At 32.6% G+C, this 16941-nt stretch carries 15 protein-coding genes; 3 read left to right on the forward strand and 12 right to left on the reverse strand.

Features of this window, described 5'->3' with window-relative positions; all coding sequences use genetic code 11:
• Positions 1-26 precede the first annotated feature (26 nt).
• Positions 27-1349 carry a hypothetical protein gene (locus OCV50_RS21420; RefSeq protein WP_261904615.1) on the reverse strand — a complete coding sequence of 441 codons (1323 nt, stop codon included), beginning with the start codon at positions 1347-1349 and terminating at the stop codon, positions 27-29.
• Between the two features lie 99 nt (positions 1350-1448).
• Between OCV50_RS21420 and OCV50_RS21425 the strand changes: the two genes are divergently transcribed.
• Together OCV50_RS21425 and OCV50_RS21430 are read left to right on the forward strand one after the other, a co-directional pair.
• Positions 1449-1844: a hypothetical protein gene (locus OCV50_RS21425; RefSeq protein WP_261904616.1), complete on the forward strand. Its 396-nt coding sequence runs from the start codon at positions 1449-1451 to the stop codon at positions 1842-1844.
• Positions 1837-2673 (forward strand): hypothetical protein, encoded by an 837-nt coding sequence (locus OCV50_RS21430; RefSeq protein WP_261904617.1) that lies wholly within the window; start codon positions 1837-1839, stop codon positions 2671-2673. Before OCV50_RS21425 ends, OCV50_RS21430 begins: the two co-directional genes overlap by 8 nt.
• A 10-nt stretch (positions 2674-2683) precedes the next feature.
• On the opposite strand, the gene OCV50_RS21435 is transcribed toward OCV50_RS21430, so the two are convergent.
• Entirely contained in the window at positions 2684-3088 is a 405-nt protein-coding gene (locus OCV50_RS21435) for a hypothetical protein (RefSeq protein WP_261904618.1), read from the reverse strand.
• 142 nt (positions 3089-3230) lie between these two features.
• Between OCV50_RS21435 and OCV50_RS21440 the strand changes: the two genes are divergently transcribed.
• The gene (locus tag OCV50_RS21440; RefSeq protein WP_261904619.1) at positions 3231-4484 is read left to right on the forward strand and encodes a zincin-like metallopeptidase domain-containing protein; all 1254 of its coding nucleotides are present in this window, start codon (positions 3231-3233) and stop codon (positions 4482-4484) included.
• A 37-nt stretch (positions 4485-4521) separates the two neighbouring features.
• Here OCV50_RS21440 and OCV50_RS21445 read toward each other — a convergent pair whose 3' ends face one another.
• The 10 genes from OCV50_RS21445 to OCV50_RS21490 all read right to left on the reverse strand — a co-directional run bounded on the left by OCV50_RS21445 (position 4522) and on the right by OCV50_RS21490 (position 16765).
• On the reverse strand, positions 4522-4953 hold the full coding sequence (locus OCV50_RS21445) for a hypothetical protein (protein ID WP_261904620.1): 432 nt from the start codon (positions 4951-4953) through the stop codon (positions 4522-4524).
• 105 nt (positions 4954-5058) lie between these two features.
• On the reverse strand, positions 5059-5565 hold the full coding sequence (locus tag OCV50_RS21450; protein ID WP_261904621.1) for a hypothetical protein: 507 nt from the start codon (positions 5563-5565) through the stop codon (positions 5059-5061).
• A 2-nt stretch (positions 5566-5567) separates the two neighbouring features.
• Positions 5568-6851: a hypothetical protein gene (locus OCV50_RS21455; protein WP_261904622.1), complete on the reverse strand. Its 1284-nt coding sequence runs from the start codon at positions 6849-6851 to the stop codon at positions 5568-5570.
• A gap of 132 nt (positions 6852-6983) precedes the next feature.
• Entirely contained in the window at positions 6984-9401 is a 2418-nt protein-coding gene (locus tag OCV50_RS21460; RefSeq protein ID WP_261904623.1) for a hypothetical protein, read from the reverse strand.
• Between the two features lie 112 nt (positions 9402-9513).
• Positions 9514-12408 carry a hypothetical protein gene (locus OCV50_RS21465; protein WP_261904624.1) on the reverse strand — a complete coding sequence of 965 codons (2895 nt, stop codon included), beginning with the start codon at positions 12406-12408 and terminating at the stop codon, positions 9514-9516.
• Positions 12409-12593: 185 nt separating this feature from the next.
• Positions 12594-12872: a hypothetical protein gene (locus tag OCV50_RS21470; RefSeq protein WP_261904625.1), complete on the reverse strand. Its 279-nt coding sequence runs from the start codon at positions 12870-12872 to the stop codon at positions 12594-12596.
• Between the two features lie 376 nt (positions 12873-13248).
• Positions 13249-14412, reverse strand: coding sequence for a hypothetical protein (locus OCV50_RS21475; protein ID WP_261904626.1), 1164 nt, complete (start codon positions 14410-14412; stop codon positions 13249-13251).
• Positions 14413-14504: 92 nt separating this feature from the next.
• Positions 14505-15575: a hypothetical protein gene (locus OCV50_RS21480; RefSeq protein WP_261904627.1), complete on the reverse strand. Its 1071-nt coding sequence runs from the start codon at positions 15573-15575 to the stop codon at positions 14505-14507.
• 364 nt (positions 15576-15939) lie between these two features.
• Entirely contained in the window at positions 15940-16197 is a 258-nt protein-coding gene (locus OCV50_RS21485; protein ID WP_261904628.1) for a hypothetical protein, read from the reverse strand.
• A complete protein-coding gene (locus tag OCV50_RS21490) occupies positions 16190-16765 on the reverse strand; it encodes a hypothetical protein (protein WP_261904629.1) in 576 nt (191 codons plus the stop codon). Before OCV50_RS21490 ends, OCV50_RS21485 begins: the two co-directional genes overlap by 8 nt.
• Positions 16766-16941: the final 176 nt, after the last annotated feature.

The raw sequence follows: 16941 nt of genomic DNA on the forward strand, positions 1-16941 counted from the left end.
GCACTTACTCATGTAAGTGCTTCTTTTTAATTGGCATTTTTACGATTAGCATCAATAGTATTAAAATGCTGTACATAGCTATAAAAATCACATTTCATGACATACTCGTTGAGTAGTTCTGTCAAAGCGTCATACAAATCTTTGTTGAAACTCATTAAGCGTTGTCTTGTTTGAAGTTCAGAGAGTCTATCGTTATCAATTAGAACTAAATCACTAACAGAGTATCTATCATCAAAAACAATGTTGCTCAGTGTTTTAACTACAACTTCTCTGTTGCGATTCAACCTCTTCATTTTTGGCAAAACGTGCTGGATATGTTGGCATTCACTCTGAGATTTATCTTTCATCAGTTGTTGTTCTGGTAGGAAAGCAAAATTAGTGTTTGCAACTTCTGTTAGGTTTTCAATAAATGCTTTTGAGATGATATCGCTGTATGTCTGACCGTCCATTTTCCCAAACGTGCCTGAAATAACACTCAACCTATGCTTCTTAAAAACTGCTGTGAACTTAGGATTTATGGCAAGTCGTAAGATTGCCGAATTACCAACGTTATTGCCCTCGAACATTAGCCTTTTCAACATCTCAGGAATCTCAGTTTCAGGTAAGTAAAAATTCTTGAAGAAATGTCTGTTTATGTAATTGATTAATGAAAGCTTGGTCTTATACGACAAGCCAGCATCTATCAACTGCCCTTCATGTTCAACCTCAAAACTTTTAACAACACCAACTTCACTTTTAATGACGAGGTACGTGTGATCTAAAGGTTTAAGATCTGATACAGCAACCTGTAGGTCAACACTATTCATGACATTACGCATGTAAGTAAATAGCTTATCTCTGATCAAAACTTTAACTGTATGATGGAATAGCTTAGGTTTTGCTGGATCTTCCTCTGGAATAAAAATCACAGGACTTAACTGGTCGATAAGAGGTACAGGTTTGACTTCTTCTATAACCTCCACCTCCACTTCTTCATCAGGTAGTTCAACAACATCATCATCAAAAACAATGTCATCAAACGAATTTTCTTGTTCGCTTACCTCTTTCTCTATACGTTCGGTCGCTACCCTTTTTAGTGCTTTGACTTTGAAGTGAACAAGAAGAATCCCTTGAACTTCTAAATCTTCTAAGAAATCTCTGATGAACCTTTCAACTTTACCTAACGCAATACTTGTTTCAACACCATCAACCAGTGAATCTTTTGACAGTGGTAATGCTGTTAAATACATCTTTTTATTTACTATAGAAAACTTAATTCCAAAAAAAGCACTGCTTTCCAATTTATGATGTTTCGCTGAAAAAGCTAACAATTTTTTTGCAACATCTTTTTTCGTTAATTTATTACTCATAAAACCTCCATATCGTAGTAATACTCACAGTATTCCATTTATTTTTAATTTTACAAATCGCTGAAGTGTGATATTAAAAAAAGCATGGAGGAATTAATTATGAATGACGACATTAGAGGAATAATCAACAATCATGACTTAGTATTGGAATATTTTTTAAATAAAGAAAATACTGAGATTGCTGATAAGTTCAAGAACAGCAAAAACACAAAAATCAAAAGCATTTTAACAAAAATACTTTTCGACCAAAAAATTACGTTAGAGGAATTTAACGAACATTTTTTCAATCATGTATACCAAGTGAATGTTGTGAGGAGTTTCCACTTTCTAAACATATTGAGAAATGCAAAATTATCAATACATCAAGCAAACAACATTTATCTTCAGAGATTGGAAAAGGAAATTGAACTTCACATTCAAGATTTAAGACTTGAAGATGAAGGGTTAAAAAGCTTACTACACAATTTAATCAATAAGGAAAATAACAATGAATAAAATAAACTACACTGAATTACGAGAAAACATACAGTATCAACCGACACCAACACCACCTTTCAAAGCATACTTTGACAGTGAAATTGAATCTGAAAAACTAAGCTATTTGTCTGAAATTATGAACTACTTTCACTTTGTAGCTCAGATTTATGAGTTTCCTGTTGAGGTAATTAAATCTGATTTTAGTAAGATATGTCAGTTAAGAGTTATGTCACAACAAGCTTATGATTCTGGTAATGAAGAAAAAGTTGAGGCACTTCACGACAAACAGATTCAGGTGATAAATCAGTTTAACAACAAGTACATTAAGCGACTTGGTTTTGATATGACAAACAGCTATTCGAGTTTTGAAATGCATAGAGTTGTGTCAAAAACCGCTACAAGAAAGAACTTCATCAAAAACTACTACATACATCAAATCGTCAAAGCAAAGAATATCATGGTGAAAGATGAGTACCTTTTGAAGCTGTTTAGACAATCTTGTGAAGAGCGTGGAGTGTCATTCAACACAATCAAAGAGTGGTTCAATGCGTTTAAGTGTATCAGTTTAGAAAGATTTGATGAGACAAGCTTTAAAAATGGTTATGTAAAAGCTTATAGGCAGTTAGAGCGTGAAGTGATTTCAATGTATGACACTGATAACCACTACTCTAACTCAAAAGATAAGCTGTTTGTTTGCATAAGAGATAACTATGCTGCGATGTTCAGAAACAAAGTCGAATCAGGCTTTAACCTTGATAAGTTAGAGTTTTTACCAGACGTATATTTCATAAAAGGTTGTATGTCTGTTGCTTTGAATCAGTACCAAAAAGAACTATCTTCAGAATAAAAAAGGAAGCTTACGCTTCCTCTTTTTTTATCAATTTCACATGCTTTGAATCGATTTCAACTATGTCATAAAAATCTAAAAAACCACTTGGCTTTTTCTTTAAAAAATTCTTGTAAAACATAAGTAACCTGAACTTTTCGTTTAACTCATCAATAATCACTCTATCTTTGTAACATTGCTTTTTGTTTATCTCATAGGTTTCCAACAATTCAATCGATTCATTTTTGTAATATAGATTATAGTCATAACAATTCTGATTGTATTCAGCTTTCCCCACTACTTTGTTTAAAAAATAGTTTGTTGCTCGCTTTCCAGTGTTGCGACTCACTACGACTCCATCACACAATTTTGAGTGGTATTTCTCAAAATAATCTTTTGTATTCATACTCAATAAATCTTCAAAATTAACAATCATATAAACCTCCATTAAATCAACAATTGCCCTATTTAAAGTAATTATCACATTGCAAATAAAATGCAAGATTTCACGCTTCTATGAAAATATTATATCTATGATATAACTTTTATATAAACCATAAAAAAAGGAGGAATTATTTATGGCAAAAGTAAAATCAACATGGAGTAAAAATACTGGCAAATCAAAATACACAAATCCTGAACGTCAGAAAAAAGCAGAGAAAGAATACAAACAAACATTTTCAGATGAGTTTTTAAGATTTTTTGAAGAAGATTTGGATGCAAAGTTTGATCCTTACATCCATCCAAGCCTAAAGTCTATGCGACCTCGAATAGTGACTGTTAAAGATGACAAAGTGCATATTAAAAAATGTTCTTTTAACCAATCCATTCAATTCAAGAATCTGGATTGTGATAAAAAACCAAAAGTACCTGTTTATTTGACCTATGCTGAATTGATGAATCTTATCATTAAGTATAAAAAAGAGATTAAAGAAGAACACAATCTTGAATTCAAACTGCCTAAAGAATTATCGAAAGGTATAAAAAGTAAAATATCATTAATCAATACCTTAGCAAAATACTATGATAAAGAAGAAAAAAAGGAGTATTGGGGTGATTCGATAGGTACTCACAAAGAGGAATTAGCAAAAAAACTTTCAAAAGAACAGATCGATGAGCGATTTTATTTTATTGGTTATCAGTACAAGAAAAAAGCGTATTTTGCTTTGGAAGATTTTAAACATTGTTTACCTAAAAAGCTTTTTGACAGCATTCCTCAGTTCCAGCTTGTCGATAAAGTGATGAGTCCACAAGAGATTCATATTGAAAGTAAAGTTGTGGGTGATGTAATGCAAGAAGCTTTAACAAGAGATTACTCTAATAAAATCTCTTTTGAAAACAACGCTGATATAGATGTAGCCCATGCAAAAATCTGGGAAGGTAAGAATGTATCGCAGGTCGTAATGGCAAATCATTTTAGATTTACAGATCATACAAGGTACACAGAAACCTTATTTCATGAAGCGACACACTCTGCTGTTGTCTTAAACCCTCATACTTCTGTTAAAAGCTATGCTGTTGAAGAAGGTATTGCTCAAATCGGTACTGTCATGCTATGTGATGAAAATGAAGTGGATTATGACCCATCTAACTCTGTTGCATACCTTCGTTCTTGGGGAGTAAAGGATGTTAAAGACATTGGTAACATCTTATCTAAAACAAAAGAAAGGATTAAACCAATTATCGAATCAATGAAAAAACACGATTCACAAGAGCTTAGACAACATTTCAGAGAAATACTTGAAGAAGAGATTAAACAGCAATATGACCTTTCTAACGAGCAAGTGGAAGAGCTTAAAGCAAAAAGTAAACGTACAACGGCAAGACCATAAAAAATAAAACACTCCAATTCAGGAGTGTTTTTGATGCTTAGTTTAAACGCTGTAAAGCGACATTCTCTAACTCATAACCATTCATCACTTCTCTTTGCTTTGAGTTAAAAAACACGTTATAGCTGGTGATTCTTTGATTTAAAATACAGTCTGCAACCAACTGAACCCTATCATGATTCTCATACAGCGTTAGATTATCGAAGTTATCTATAAACACTCTTCTTTGTCGTTTAACGTTACGAGAATATGATCTATCTGATACAACCCTACTACCCTCAGAAAAGCTATGTTCAAGTGCTTCCAGAACAAACTCAGCCTCATGTAGAGAGTCATATTTTAAAATCTGAAAATCGAACTCATCATGACCTTTTGAAAAAATTGAAAGTTCAGTAGATTTTTCACGTTCTGTCAAAATCAGAGACAAAGGAATTTTGTTGTTTAACTCAGAGAAAAGATGATTTAAGAACATTCTGATAACCTTTTTGAATATCGATTTATTGTTAAATTATCAGGACCTTTAAAATTTTCAACACCAAAAATCAAAAAAATCACCTCTACGAGATGATTTTAAAAATTACACTTTACTGTCTGATTTGTGCTTAATGCCTTTTTTGAGTTCTTTTTTATATTGTTTATACTCATCATAAAAATGATGTTTAACAATGTCTTTCAGAGTCAAAAAAAGAGGTTTGGTGTGATCGTGCTGTTTTACATACTCTAAAACTTCAAAAACATTGTCTCTATCAGATTTTGGTAAATCTTCAGTTAAACAAAATGTCGTTGAATCTTGTAACTTTGAAGCTTCAAACAACGCATGAATCAAGACAGGTTTAACCACGTTTATCACGTTCCCTTTTAAAGACATTTCTCTGTCTTTACGCTGAAACACCTCATCAAGAAAAGTGTTCATGTGAGAAGCGCAATCAAACGCTTCAAACATTATCTCTTTTTCTCTATTAGCAATTCTACAATCAGCGTAGAAATCATCAGCGAAGTTCGTTCTCTTGGGTAAGTTAAACTTCTTAACAAAGAGAGGTTGAAAGATTGCGATAGTCTGTAAATCAACATTGTCGTAGTCCATACTTACCTCCTCATTTTTTTGTTTCTCGCTTTGTTTAGAAGACCTTTATTCTGATTTGAATTGCTTTGTTCAGTCTCTTTTTTCAGATCTTGAAGTTGCTCATCGTCTGAGTTCTCAGGCTTAGACGATTCTGGCTTTTCAGTTTCAACAGTTTGTTTGTTACCTGTTTCATTGTGCAGCTCTTGAAGCTGCTCATCATCACCTACCTCAACTTTTTGTTCAGATTTATTTTCATTACGTTGTGCATTATCAGGTTCATCTATACCCACTTCTAAGGTTTGTTCGTTTTTGGCTTTAAGCTTCATTTCAGCTAAAACATCATGAAAACGCTTATCGACTTTTTTACCAACACGAAACTCTTCAATAGATTCACCGTTTTCCAAACGTTTTTCTAACATACCCTTGAAAGCATTGAAGTTTTTATCTGTGTTAGGAGCATTAGACAAGATACGATGTGACTTAGGCAACACTGCAAAAGTGTTATATAAATTATCAACATTCGCATCATGAACAACACCACGTTTATAACCACCAGTGACAGATTTATGTAACTCAACAGCTAACTTGTCACCGCTATACAGCTTATTACCATCCATGCGATAAACACCATCATCTAAAAGCTTTTGTAAGAACTTCTGTTCCATCGAAATTTTGTCTTTCGTATTTTCAGAAGGTTGATGAGGTTCGATTTTGTTTGACTCAGGTTTTACTTCTTCTGCACTCTCAGGTTCAGGTTCGTCAAACGTAGTCTCTTGTTTTTGTTCAAGAGTCTGCTCTTGCTCTTGAACCTGGTCCTGTTCAGGCTCATCTTTCTTTACATCAGGCAAAACAAAGTCATTGTTGAACTCTTCGATTTGCGTATCACCAATAGCCATTCCATTCTCTGGGACTAACTTCTCATCGTACAAGTTGTCTATATCGTTTGCTGAATCAGGATTTAACATCACTGACTTTTTCGTACCGTCATTGTATTTCGCTGGTATCTCTTCCCAACCTTCATTTTGAGCAACAATGAATAACTTTTGCTCAGAGATTTGGTAGTCGTGAAGAGCTTCGTTATACGAACTTCTTTGTTCTGGATTCATTGGTAAACCTTGATTCAACACCATAAAAAATTCTGGTCTGATATCGTTTATGTGACACTGTTTTATCATTTCCAAACCATACAAATTATCATCTTTATATTCATTCATATGGCTTACCACGTTTGTTATTGATTCTTTTTTCTCAACAGAAATAGCTTTAGTTTTATCAATCATAGATTTTGTATATTCACTCTGATTCATTTTTCACTCCTTAAAAAAATAATATAAATGACTCAAATATACATATACCATATATAAAAAAATTGACAAAAATACAGAAAATAAAAAAGAGCAACAATTTGCTCTTTTTTCAATAAATAATAGATTTTACTATTAAACGATTTTCAATGTTTTATCGAAAAAGTTATCAAGAACTTGATTCAAAATATACACCATAATCAAGAATGAAAAACATAGATTCAAACCATTCATCAACAGATCTGTCATGCTATTTACTTCAATCATGAAAATATCCATTACAGAGACAACAAGAAAACCAAGATTCAGATTTAGCATTGGTTCTAAATTTTGCATGAATGACACTGATAAAAACATTAGTAAAACTGTTTTGTAGTTTTCTTCGATGTACATTCCAATACCATCAAGCAAACCAAAATCTTTGATTAAAAGCGGTATTCTAATGCAAGGGAAAACCACAAGATTTAAAAACAATTGAACGCTGTATGTAACGAATGCTTTGATGACTAACCAAATTGGCATGATTCCATAGAACGCCATAATCAGTGCTGGCATAATCAATGACATTGCGTAGATATGAATAAAGCTTGTATCAAGACCTATTGCATACCCCACTGTCTTCACAATCATAGTCCCAACAAAAGTATCAGTCTCATAATTACTAAACACATCAGTCACAGAATAATCAGTAAAGTAAGTGCTTAGAGCGATACCAACACCTGTTAAACCAAGCATCTTTTTGCTCATTTTAGTACCTACTTCAACATCAGCTTGCTTCGCTTTGTTTTTTGGACTGAAAAGAGAGTCAAAAAGTTGTGATGCAATGATTATTTTTATTCCTTCTTGCAGTCCATCAATACTGAACTTTGTCATTTCTGTGTGGCGTTGAAGACAGCGATAACCATTTCTAATTTGATCTGGATAACGCATACAAGTTGTAAATCGGTCTATCCACATTAACGGCTTTGAGCCAATCCCCATTTTAACCACTTCTTCAAAATCAGTGGGTATATCAAGATCTTGAATATCTGTCATAGCGAAATCAATGTACTTACTGAAATTGGTAGGTAATGTGTTGAAATCGACTCTCGAGACAGATTCAGTCACAGCATCTAAGATCGTAGCTTCTTTTATTTCATCAGTTTTAGCGTCTGACACTTCAAACGTTCTACTTGATAACAATCCAGAAGTTTTGAATGAGATGTCAAAGAAGTCAGCTATGTGTTTAGTGAATGGAGTTGCTAAACCTAACTTTGTGTTGGATTTTACGTATTCATTTGAAACAAAATCAACTGCCTCTTCACAAGCCAAAAATCCCTCTTTGCACAGCTCTTTTGTCTCTGAAATCATCTCTTCAATGGACATACTTTGATTTTCCAAGCCGAAGTGCATAGCGTAGTTTGTGTTTAAGTCTGTCATTCCACTCGTAGTATCAAGATAACTCCAATACGGGTTATCATAAGCCTTAGTCAGAAAGTCTTTTGAAGCGCACTTTGCTGATAGGAAAATCAGAGAATTGAATTCAGATTTAGACATAGAATCATGAGGTTCATAAATCGAATCACAGTAAGTTTCATATGACTTGTTGAACTGCTTTTTGCCTCGTTTTGAAACGTAAGTCGTGTAGATTGAATTGCCATAAATCTGAGTGTTTTGAACTGATTTTTTTAACTTGTATGCATGTGTCGCTAACGCATTCATATAGTCGTTAATGAACTTCCATTCATACTGCTTAATGTCAAAACCAAGTTCTTCTGCTCTCTTATGTTTATCAAGATCCTTATTGAACTTGTACGTGTAGTAGTTCGGACCCATCTGAAACTCTACTTTATAAAGCCTCTCAGTCTCAACAATGTTGAAATGGCTTGAACCTTCACTGCTATTCTGAAGATAAGCTGTTGAGAAATCTCTAAAATCAGTTTCAAGGTAAGTCTTCTTCTTTACTTCAAAATCTTTAACCAGATGCTCTACTTCAACATTTGATTCAGCAAACTTTTCTGTCGATTCTATGACTGACAAAAAGATTGATTCACCAATCGTCTGATAGATTGGTTTATAAACAATTGCTCCATTAGACAGTTTATGTTCAGTCGATGTGTATGGACTTGGAATTGTTGAAAAGAAAAAAAATACAAGACCTAAGAATTTCAGACTTTGACTCTCTGCAAGAGACTGCAATTGTTTTGCTTCATTACCTTTTTTGTAAGCTACTGCTGCTGTATTTAAGCCAGCTTTAAGACCAAAATAGCAGAATAGTATCAATGAGATATAGCAAGACATCATTACAACATACTGAATTAGAACTAATAGCATGTCGCTTGTCATTGTTGATACTGATGAATGACTTATGCCTGTTTCATTCCCCAATAGCTTTGAAAAGCTAAGATAAAGGTTGTGAGCCGAACTTGTATCAGTTGAGTCTGCAAGCCCGATCTTTGACCACAGTAAAGGACATAACAGCATAAATAAGAAAATAGCAGTTCTTTTAGCCATTTTAAGATTAAATCTCAATACTTTTTTAAGTAGCTTTTTTAAACCTCCAATTATATTCATAATGTTTCTCCATGTTTTTTTTGGTTATAGTATTTTAATACCACATCAAAAAATAAGAGCAAGAAAAGAGAAAAAGCACTTATCAAAGTGCTTTTATTTAAATGAAAAAATATTATTTATCCTTGTTTTTTTCGTCCTTTGGCTTTGTTGCATTTTGGAATGCTTTTGAAATGCCGTTCAGACCTTTTGTATAGAAACCTAATGCAATACCAGTTGTGTTAGTTTTCACAACGTTATTAACTGAGTTAGCACCTTCATCCACTTGCGTTTTTATACCACCTGTTTCATCTAAACTATCAGATAAATTAAGAATCGTTGTCATCAAATACACTGGAAAAAATACTAATAGTATCAACATCATGATTATGTAAAAGCCAATTTGCAAATAAGATGTTGGAGAATCAAAATCTAAAAGGAGTGGCATTATGTTTAAAAAGTAAATAAACACTACAACGAAAATCACTGTGCAACCTAAAAACAATGGAATGTTTTTCGTATATGAAAAAGTCAAATGAAATATTTTCGTCATACCAATTTCTTCAGCACCATTCTTGTGAATAGACATCAGTGACATCAACAACACGACAATCATAATCTCATCAAAGTGCATAAAGAATGTGCTGACAGTCAATTGCTGATAAACAGCTAAGAACTCAGGAATCTTAACAGCGACTTCTTGCAGGGAAGCTAATGTGTAAAGTGCAGTACCAACGAAAAATAACATACCTTCAATCATTGCAGCACCAGCCACAAACCCATCAGCTAATGAGAATTTTGATTTTTTCGGTTTCTTTTTCTCTTTACCAATTTCAATAGTGTCTTTGTCTTTATCACCCGAAGCCGAACGGCTACCAATCATAAAGACCATTTTCACACCTTTAAAAGCAAAGGAACTTGTCACGGCTGTAATACCCAAGACTTTTGAATCTTCAACAGCTTTCACAACACGTTCATGTCCAGCCCCGTCCAATGACGTTTGTATACATTCAGCAGTATCGAAACCAATTTTTGAAGACTTACATAGAGTATGTTCAAAATTCTCGTAAACATTACCAACTTTGTTTTGCATCACATCAATCACATCACCAAAACCTATATCATCGCTTGTTGATTTTAGAGACTGATTGCCATACTGATTCGTCAATAGCACAGTGGCTATATCACCAGATTGGATTAATGAATCTAAGTTGTCTGAACTCATGATTACTGGTTTTGCAGCTTTAACGTCTGCAACAGTATAGAAATTGTATAACGCCTCTTCTTTACTCATTGTTGCGAAATACGGCATCGCTTTTTGAGTATCGAAAGTCATTACACTAACAACTTCATTAAACATCTCTTTGTAACCAAATGAGCTTTGAGTTAAGTGAGATAAAAGCTTTGGCATAGAGTAAAAACCCTCATTCCATAGCCTCACTACTTTCTCTTCAAGATTATAAGCTTCTTGTACGTTTGCGATGAACGCTTCATCGATCTCTTTGTATTGATAAGCTAAATCATCAACAAGAGAAGTGTAGATTTGTTGAGCTTCAACAATAACTTCATCAAATGCGACTTCTTGATCAACGTTCTCATCAAGGGCATAGACTCTGTTATGAATTGGTTCTACTTCTCCTTCATCTTTGAAGTTCATGCAGTAGTAAAAACTCATATAATTTGTAGTCTCGAAATCGTTATGTTTATAGATGTCTAACGTCTTTCTCATCACTCCCGTATTATTAATGCAAACTGATTCATTTAGCTTGTCATACCAACTTTCAAGAGAGTTCATCTTAGTCTTCATGTTTGTAAAATCAGAGATGTCTCTATCTGGGACACCAAAAGTATCTGTACCAACAAATCCAAACGTTAACCCCTTTTTAAACTCAATCGTGTAAGCGACAAGTAACTGCTTTTTCATGTTGTCATAAGCATCGTTTTGACCGTAAAGAGTCATAAAAGTCTCTTCTAAAACGCCAGCGTTGCGATTGCTAATTGCATAAGCTTTATCAAAATCTTTAAGCAACTTTTCCCAACCAGATTGATAATCGTTGCTTGATAGAGCAGTGTTTAAAATTCGAGAAAAATTGATATGTCTCATCACGTTAGACAAATCTTTTGAAAAATCTTTTGTGATTAAGTCTATGCTTCCACATCCAGCAAAATTGACCTTTTTAAGCGTTGTATAGCCGTTAACTCTCGACACTACATACTGGATTTTGTTTAGCTCCATATCTTCATACTGCGAAAAATAAGGCTCGTTCTTTAATGCATAAAAATCAGTCAAATCCTTATGACTCTGAAAGTTTCTTGTATCACCTTCTAAAAGCGAGATGTGATACTTCTGATTGTTTGACATGCAAGTTGCTATGTCTGACAATTTATCAATTTCGTTATTAGCGACATAAAATGACGAATCTAAAAGTTTGTCGATGTTTGTTGTCATGTCGTTTAGAAAGGGTTTGGTCAAAGCTCTACCAGTAAAGTTACCAACTTCATTAGTGGCTCTTTTGACACTACGAGATATTTCATTCGTATCTCTGATAATCAGTAACAACAACAAGATAATGACAACATAGATTGTTTTTTTCAAACCAACTTCAAAAGTCATTTTGTGATATACAACGTTTATGACAATCATAGTAGTCACATACAGAATCATAGAAAAAGAGACTATGTAAAAAAATAATGCTTGTTTTGTTTTATTCTTTTTCTGTTCAGCTTTATACAGTTGCTTTTGCTGATCATTCTTTGTCTTAGCTTGCGATTCATTGATGTATTTATTTGCTTTAAATAACTCTACATTTGAATCTTTGCTGTCAAACACCTGTGTCGTAGAAATGAACTTATCTAACGACTTACAGACATTGTTATAGTCTTTGTAGCTTACATTTTTAAGCTCTTGTATTGTCGTAGCTTCAACACATTGAACATCTGTTGGTTCACTCCTTGTAAATAAAAAAGTAGTTATTATTGTAAAGGCAAAAATAAAAACCAAAACATGACCTACTTGTATAAGATTTTTCATAAATAAAATTCCTCCATAGTATTTTAATATCATGGATAAGAACTAATTCAACATTTTACAAAATGAGTTGTTTATATTGCTTTTATTTAAAAGGGATTTTTTTGAGTGAGTGATGATTTTTCGAGAGATACAGAAAATTACATTTTGTAATTTTGCGGGCATAAAAAAAGATAGCTTCTGCTATCTTATTTAAAATCGTTTACAGGTTCAGTATGATAACTTTCCCCAAGTATTTTTCTTATATTTTTTAAATCAAAGATTAATCCACGTTTATCATAATCCACATGCTCCAAATCCTTGATGTAGGACATATCACATAACAATGACAAATCTAACAGCGACATATTTTTTGATTCAATTAAATTCATAATAGTATCAATGTGCTGTCTAACGTAAAAATGACAATCAAACTTTTCATTTGCTTTTGAGTAAGTAACAACTTCTCTTATTTTATAATCTAACATAATCACCTCCATTATAATTTTATGTCTATTAATATTAATCCACAAAAAAATCGATATGACAAGTTATACTGAAAATCATATAGCTTTATTGTCATAATATCGTTTAGGTAAAGGAATAAAAAATATAGACAGACAAGAAAAAAGAAAGCATATAGCTTTCTTAATTCTAATTAAAACATGGAGGTTTTAATTACACCAAATCAACAAGAAATATCATTCAGAAATCCTTTTCAACCTTGATATCAAAGGTAATACATTCCTTTTTGTCTTTTCAATGAAAATGTCATTTATTTCTAATTATAATAATAAGGATGTATTATATTAAATACCATGCAATTTTTATTTTGTAAATAGATAATACAAAAATAATATAAATTTATTTTGGTCTGTAATTCTTAAATCCATTATTCAAACGGCTATCCTTTATTTTTTCTAACATACAGTCATTATCAATTTTTAAGTTGTCTAACTCATACTTAAATCTTGAATTGATAAGTTCAATCGCTTCTTCTTCTGTAATACCTAAACGATAGGGATTCATTACTTTTAACTCAGAAGATTCAATGTCGATAACCAGAGATTCTTCACTTTCAACTGGCACTTCTCCACTCAGAGAAAGTTCAATAGCAAGTACATCATACTTAAATAAACCAAGCTTTTTTTCTGCTACATCTGCATAGCCAAGATTTGATACTTGATGGTCAATCTCTATCAATTCCATATCATTCAGATCAGTTAAAGTGTATCTCTGCAGATCCTCAAAGAGTTGCTGTTTAAGCTCATTAACTACTTCATCAACGATGTTGTTATGAGAGTTATTTATCAAAGATACGAAGTCGTTTAACTCATTCTCCTGAAAGCCGAAAGCTTTGATATTGTCTAACTTGTAATAGACTTGGTGTTTACTTTGCGTCCCTTTTAACTCAACCTCTAAGCGCATGTTGGGTACAGGAAAAGATGGTAGATACAAGTCAATCTCCACCCTTTTCTCATCATCAGAAAAAGCATTGAAATGAGGTTCAATTAACTCAGAACGGACGACATGAGCATTCTCAATCAACGTTGTTGAAAGGAATGGTTCACGATTCTCTATCAGCTCACCATATCGCCTTACATCAGCTACAAAGCTCTTATTTTCAGTGTCAGTGAAGTAGTTTGTTAAATGATCTACTTTATCAGTCAATTCACTACAATAAAAAACATCAGAACCAGCTATCGCAAGATAGCCATAACGCTTTATGTCTCTGTAAAAATTCTCCGTAAGGTTGTAGTGATGTGCAAAACCACTCATCAACGTTCTTGTATTTGGCAGTTGATAAAGCTCTATATCTTTATCAAAAGCCTTTTTCAAAGCTTTTGATGTACCTTCTGAAATATTGGAAGTAAGAGCTATCGTGTTAGTTAAAATTGGATTTAACTGATAAAGATAATCAAAATATTCATTCTGATCTTCATCTTTAAAAAATTGATTTGCTTGTATCAATCGTTTTACTTGATGATTTTCCTTTCTGTTCTTAAGAAAGTTCTGTATTTCTTGCATATTAAAATCCTCCATATATATTTCTCATTATATCAGGACCTTGAAAAATGCAAATCGAGGCATAAAAAATGACTTCTTTTGAAGTCATTCCACTATCTTCTGAATGAAGACCTTTTCTTTTTGTTTTTTGATTCTACTGACATTTCATCATCTGGTTTGTCTACTTGCTCTTCATCTGATTTATTTTTTAGATAAGAAAGACAATCCATCATATCTTTATCATTCTGACGTTCTTCTTTTGCTTTTAAATGTGGTTTTGGATCATCATAAAACTCAACAAAATCTGATACAAACATATCTATATCAACAGGTTGTGATTCTTCAACAAAATCATCCAACTCAAAAGGAATGTAATCCCTGTATAAAATTGAATTTTCCCTTTTTTGCATTTCTTGTTTTAGTGACTCTGTAAAGTCATTCTCATCGTTTATATTTTCAATTGACAGTTCAATGTGCTCATTCCTGTCATGAGATAAAAACCACTTTTCGTTTGCACATGTTATCAATAGCTTTTCATGCAAACAGTCATTCATATTTTTTGAAATAAGATAATCATAAAAATATTCTGCCATTAAGTTTGTTCCCATTGATTTTTGTAGGGCATCAAAATTAAGCACACCTACTTCAACTAATGAATTGCTTGGTAGTTTGTTCATATGCGAATATTCTTTATAAGGTAATGCCACCCCCCTTTCGTTCAACGAATCTATTCGATTCTTTGGTTTATCATAGAAATGAACTAACGCTTCAATGTCTTCAAGATTTTCAACATATAAATGCTCTCCTTTGTCATTTGACATAAAATACAAACTTTCTTCATTTTCAAACAAATCATGTTGCGTAATTTTAGTTAAGTGGCAAACAGATTGTTCTCTTACAAACTCGTTGAAACCACTCACTGAATCCAAGTGATTCAACATCAATAAATCCATATCTAATTCACCTATTTCCAATGCATCTTCTCTTTCACCATATATCTTTTTGTAACGAAATAATGTTTCTGGTGGAAAAAAACCCCAATCAATTTTTTTTGTTTCATTAATATGGGCGTAGTCGTAATACAAACCAGTAGATTCGTACCATTCATCATTTTTGGCTTTCCTATTTTTAATTTCAATAATTGTTCCATCATGAAATTCAATTTCTTTATATACCACTCTCATTGTCTACCTCCATGTTTTCATTTGGTATAATATTTTTATATCAAATATTTAATACTTTTCAAGAAAAGTGCATAAATGAAAAATAAAACGTGAGATTGAATCTTATTTTTTAAGTCGTGTATTCACTCGAAAAGATTTACGCTGGCGTTCATTAAACACCTTCACTAAGGCATTTTGACGGTAGCAAGTGAAAAATTAAAGATACGACAACAATATATGTATTATTCTCTTTCTTTCATCAATAAAGACGATAATTTAGGGAAAACCAACGATTGCACGTTGTGAGTTTGCGTGAAATGTGTGGGGAATTATGCGGAATCTTTAACACAAAAAAACGATAAGCATTTAGCTCATCGTGAATTTTTTATTTTTGTATATGTTCAATCTCTGTTGTGGATCTTGGTTCGTCAAATGCAAGATTCAAAAAGAAGAAAGACTGAAATAGTGAGATCATAAACATCAACACTACCATTAACTTTAACTGCTTAACCTCGAACTCTCTGTCATCTTGTCGATTGGCGATGTGTTGCATATCATTGTAAATCTGCTTCTCTGATTCGTCTTTGAAACCTTGTTCTTCCTTCTCTATCTGCTCAGATAAAAGGTCATGATTACTACTCATTTTGACCTCCTTTCTGACGTTCTTTAAACTCTTCAAGTGTCAATAAGTCAGTCTGAATCTCAGTGTTTTTTTCGTATTGAGGCAATTTTTCTGCAAAATTTTGCATAAACAAAAGCGCACCAATCACTGAAATACACAAGATACTAAATCCTACTACACCACTTATAACGTAAGGGTTTGCATTACTCGACATAGCCTTGCTCTTTATCGCTTTAAAGTTGATACTTTCATATGGAATTAGCAATAAAAGTGAATAAATCACACCAAAAGCAGTCAATTTGTAATCAGCCCAATCACCATAAACAAATGATGAGAATAAGTGTATAGATACTATCAATTTAAAGATAACGCTGTAGTTATCAAGCTTATCTACATGCTTTTCATTCACAACATTGAAGCAATGCACTCTGATTAGAGTTAACAGCATTGTATTGAATACAAACAATATAATCGCTAAGATCTCATACTCTTTGTAAAAAACCTGATTTAAAGAATAAAAACACATTACTGCACCAAAAAAATATGCTGGCAATAATGTTATCCCTCTGAACTTATCGTAAGTCATCATATTAAACCCTCCATTAATTAATATTATTATGATACTTACATTAAATCATTTTAAAAAATGATTGCAAAAAACTGACGAACCAACTATCGATTTTTCATTTATTTAAATGAAAATAATTTCAATAAGACACAAAAAAACACTCGTTAAGAGTGTTCTTTTGTTTGAGCACAAACAAG

Origin of the sequence: Vibrio fortis, assembly GCF_024347475.1 — a bacterium.
Classification (GTDB): domain Bacteria; phylum Pseudomonadota; class Gammaproteobacteria; order Enterobacterales; family Vibrionaceae; genus Vibrio; species Vibrio fortis.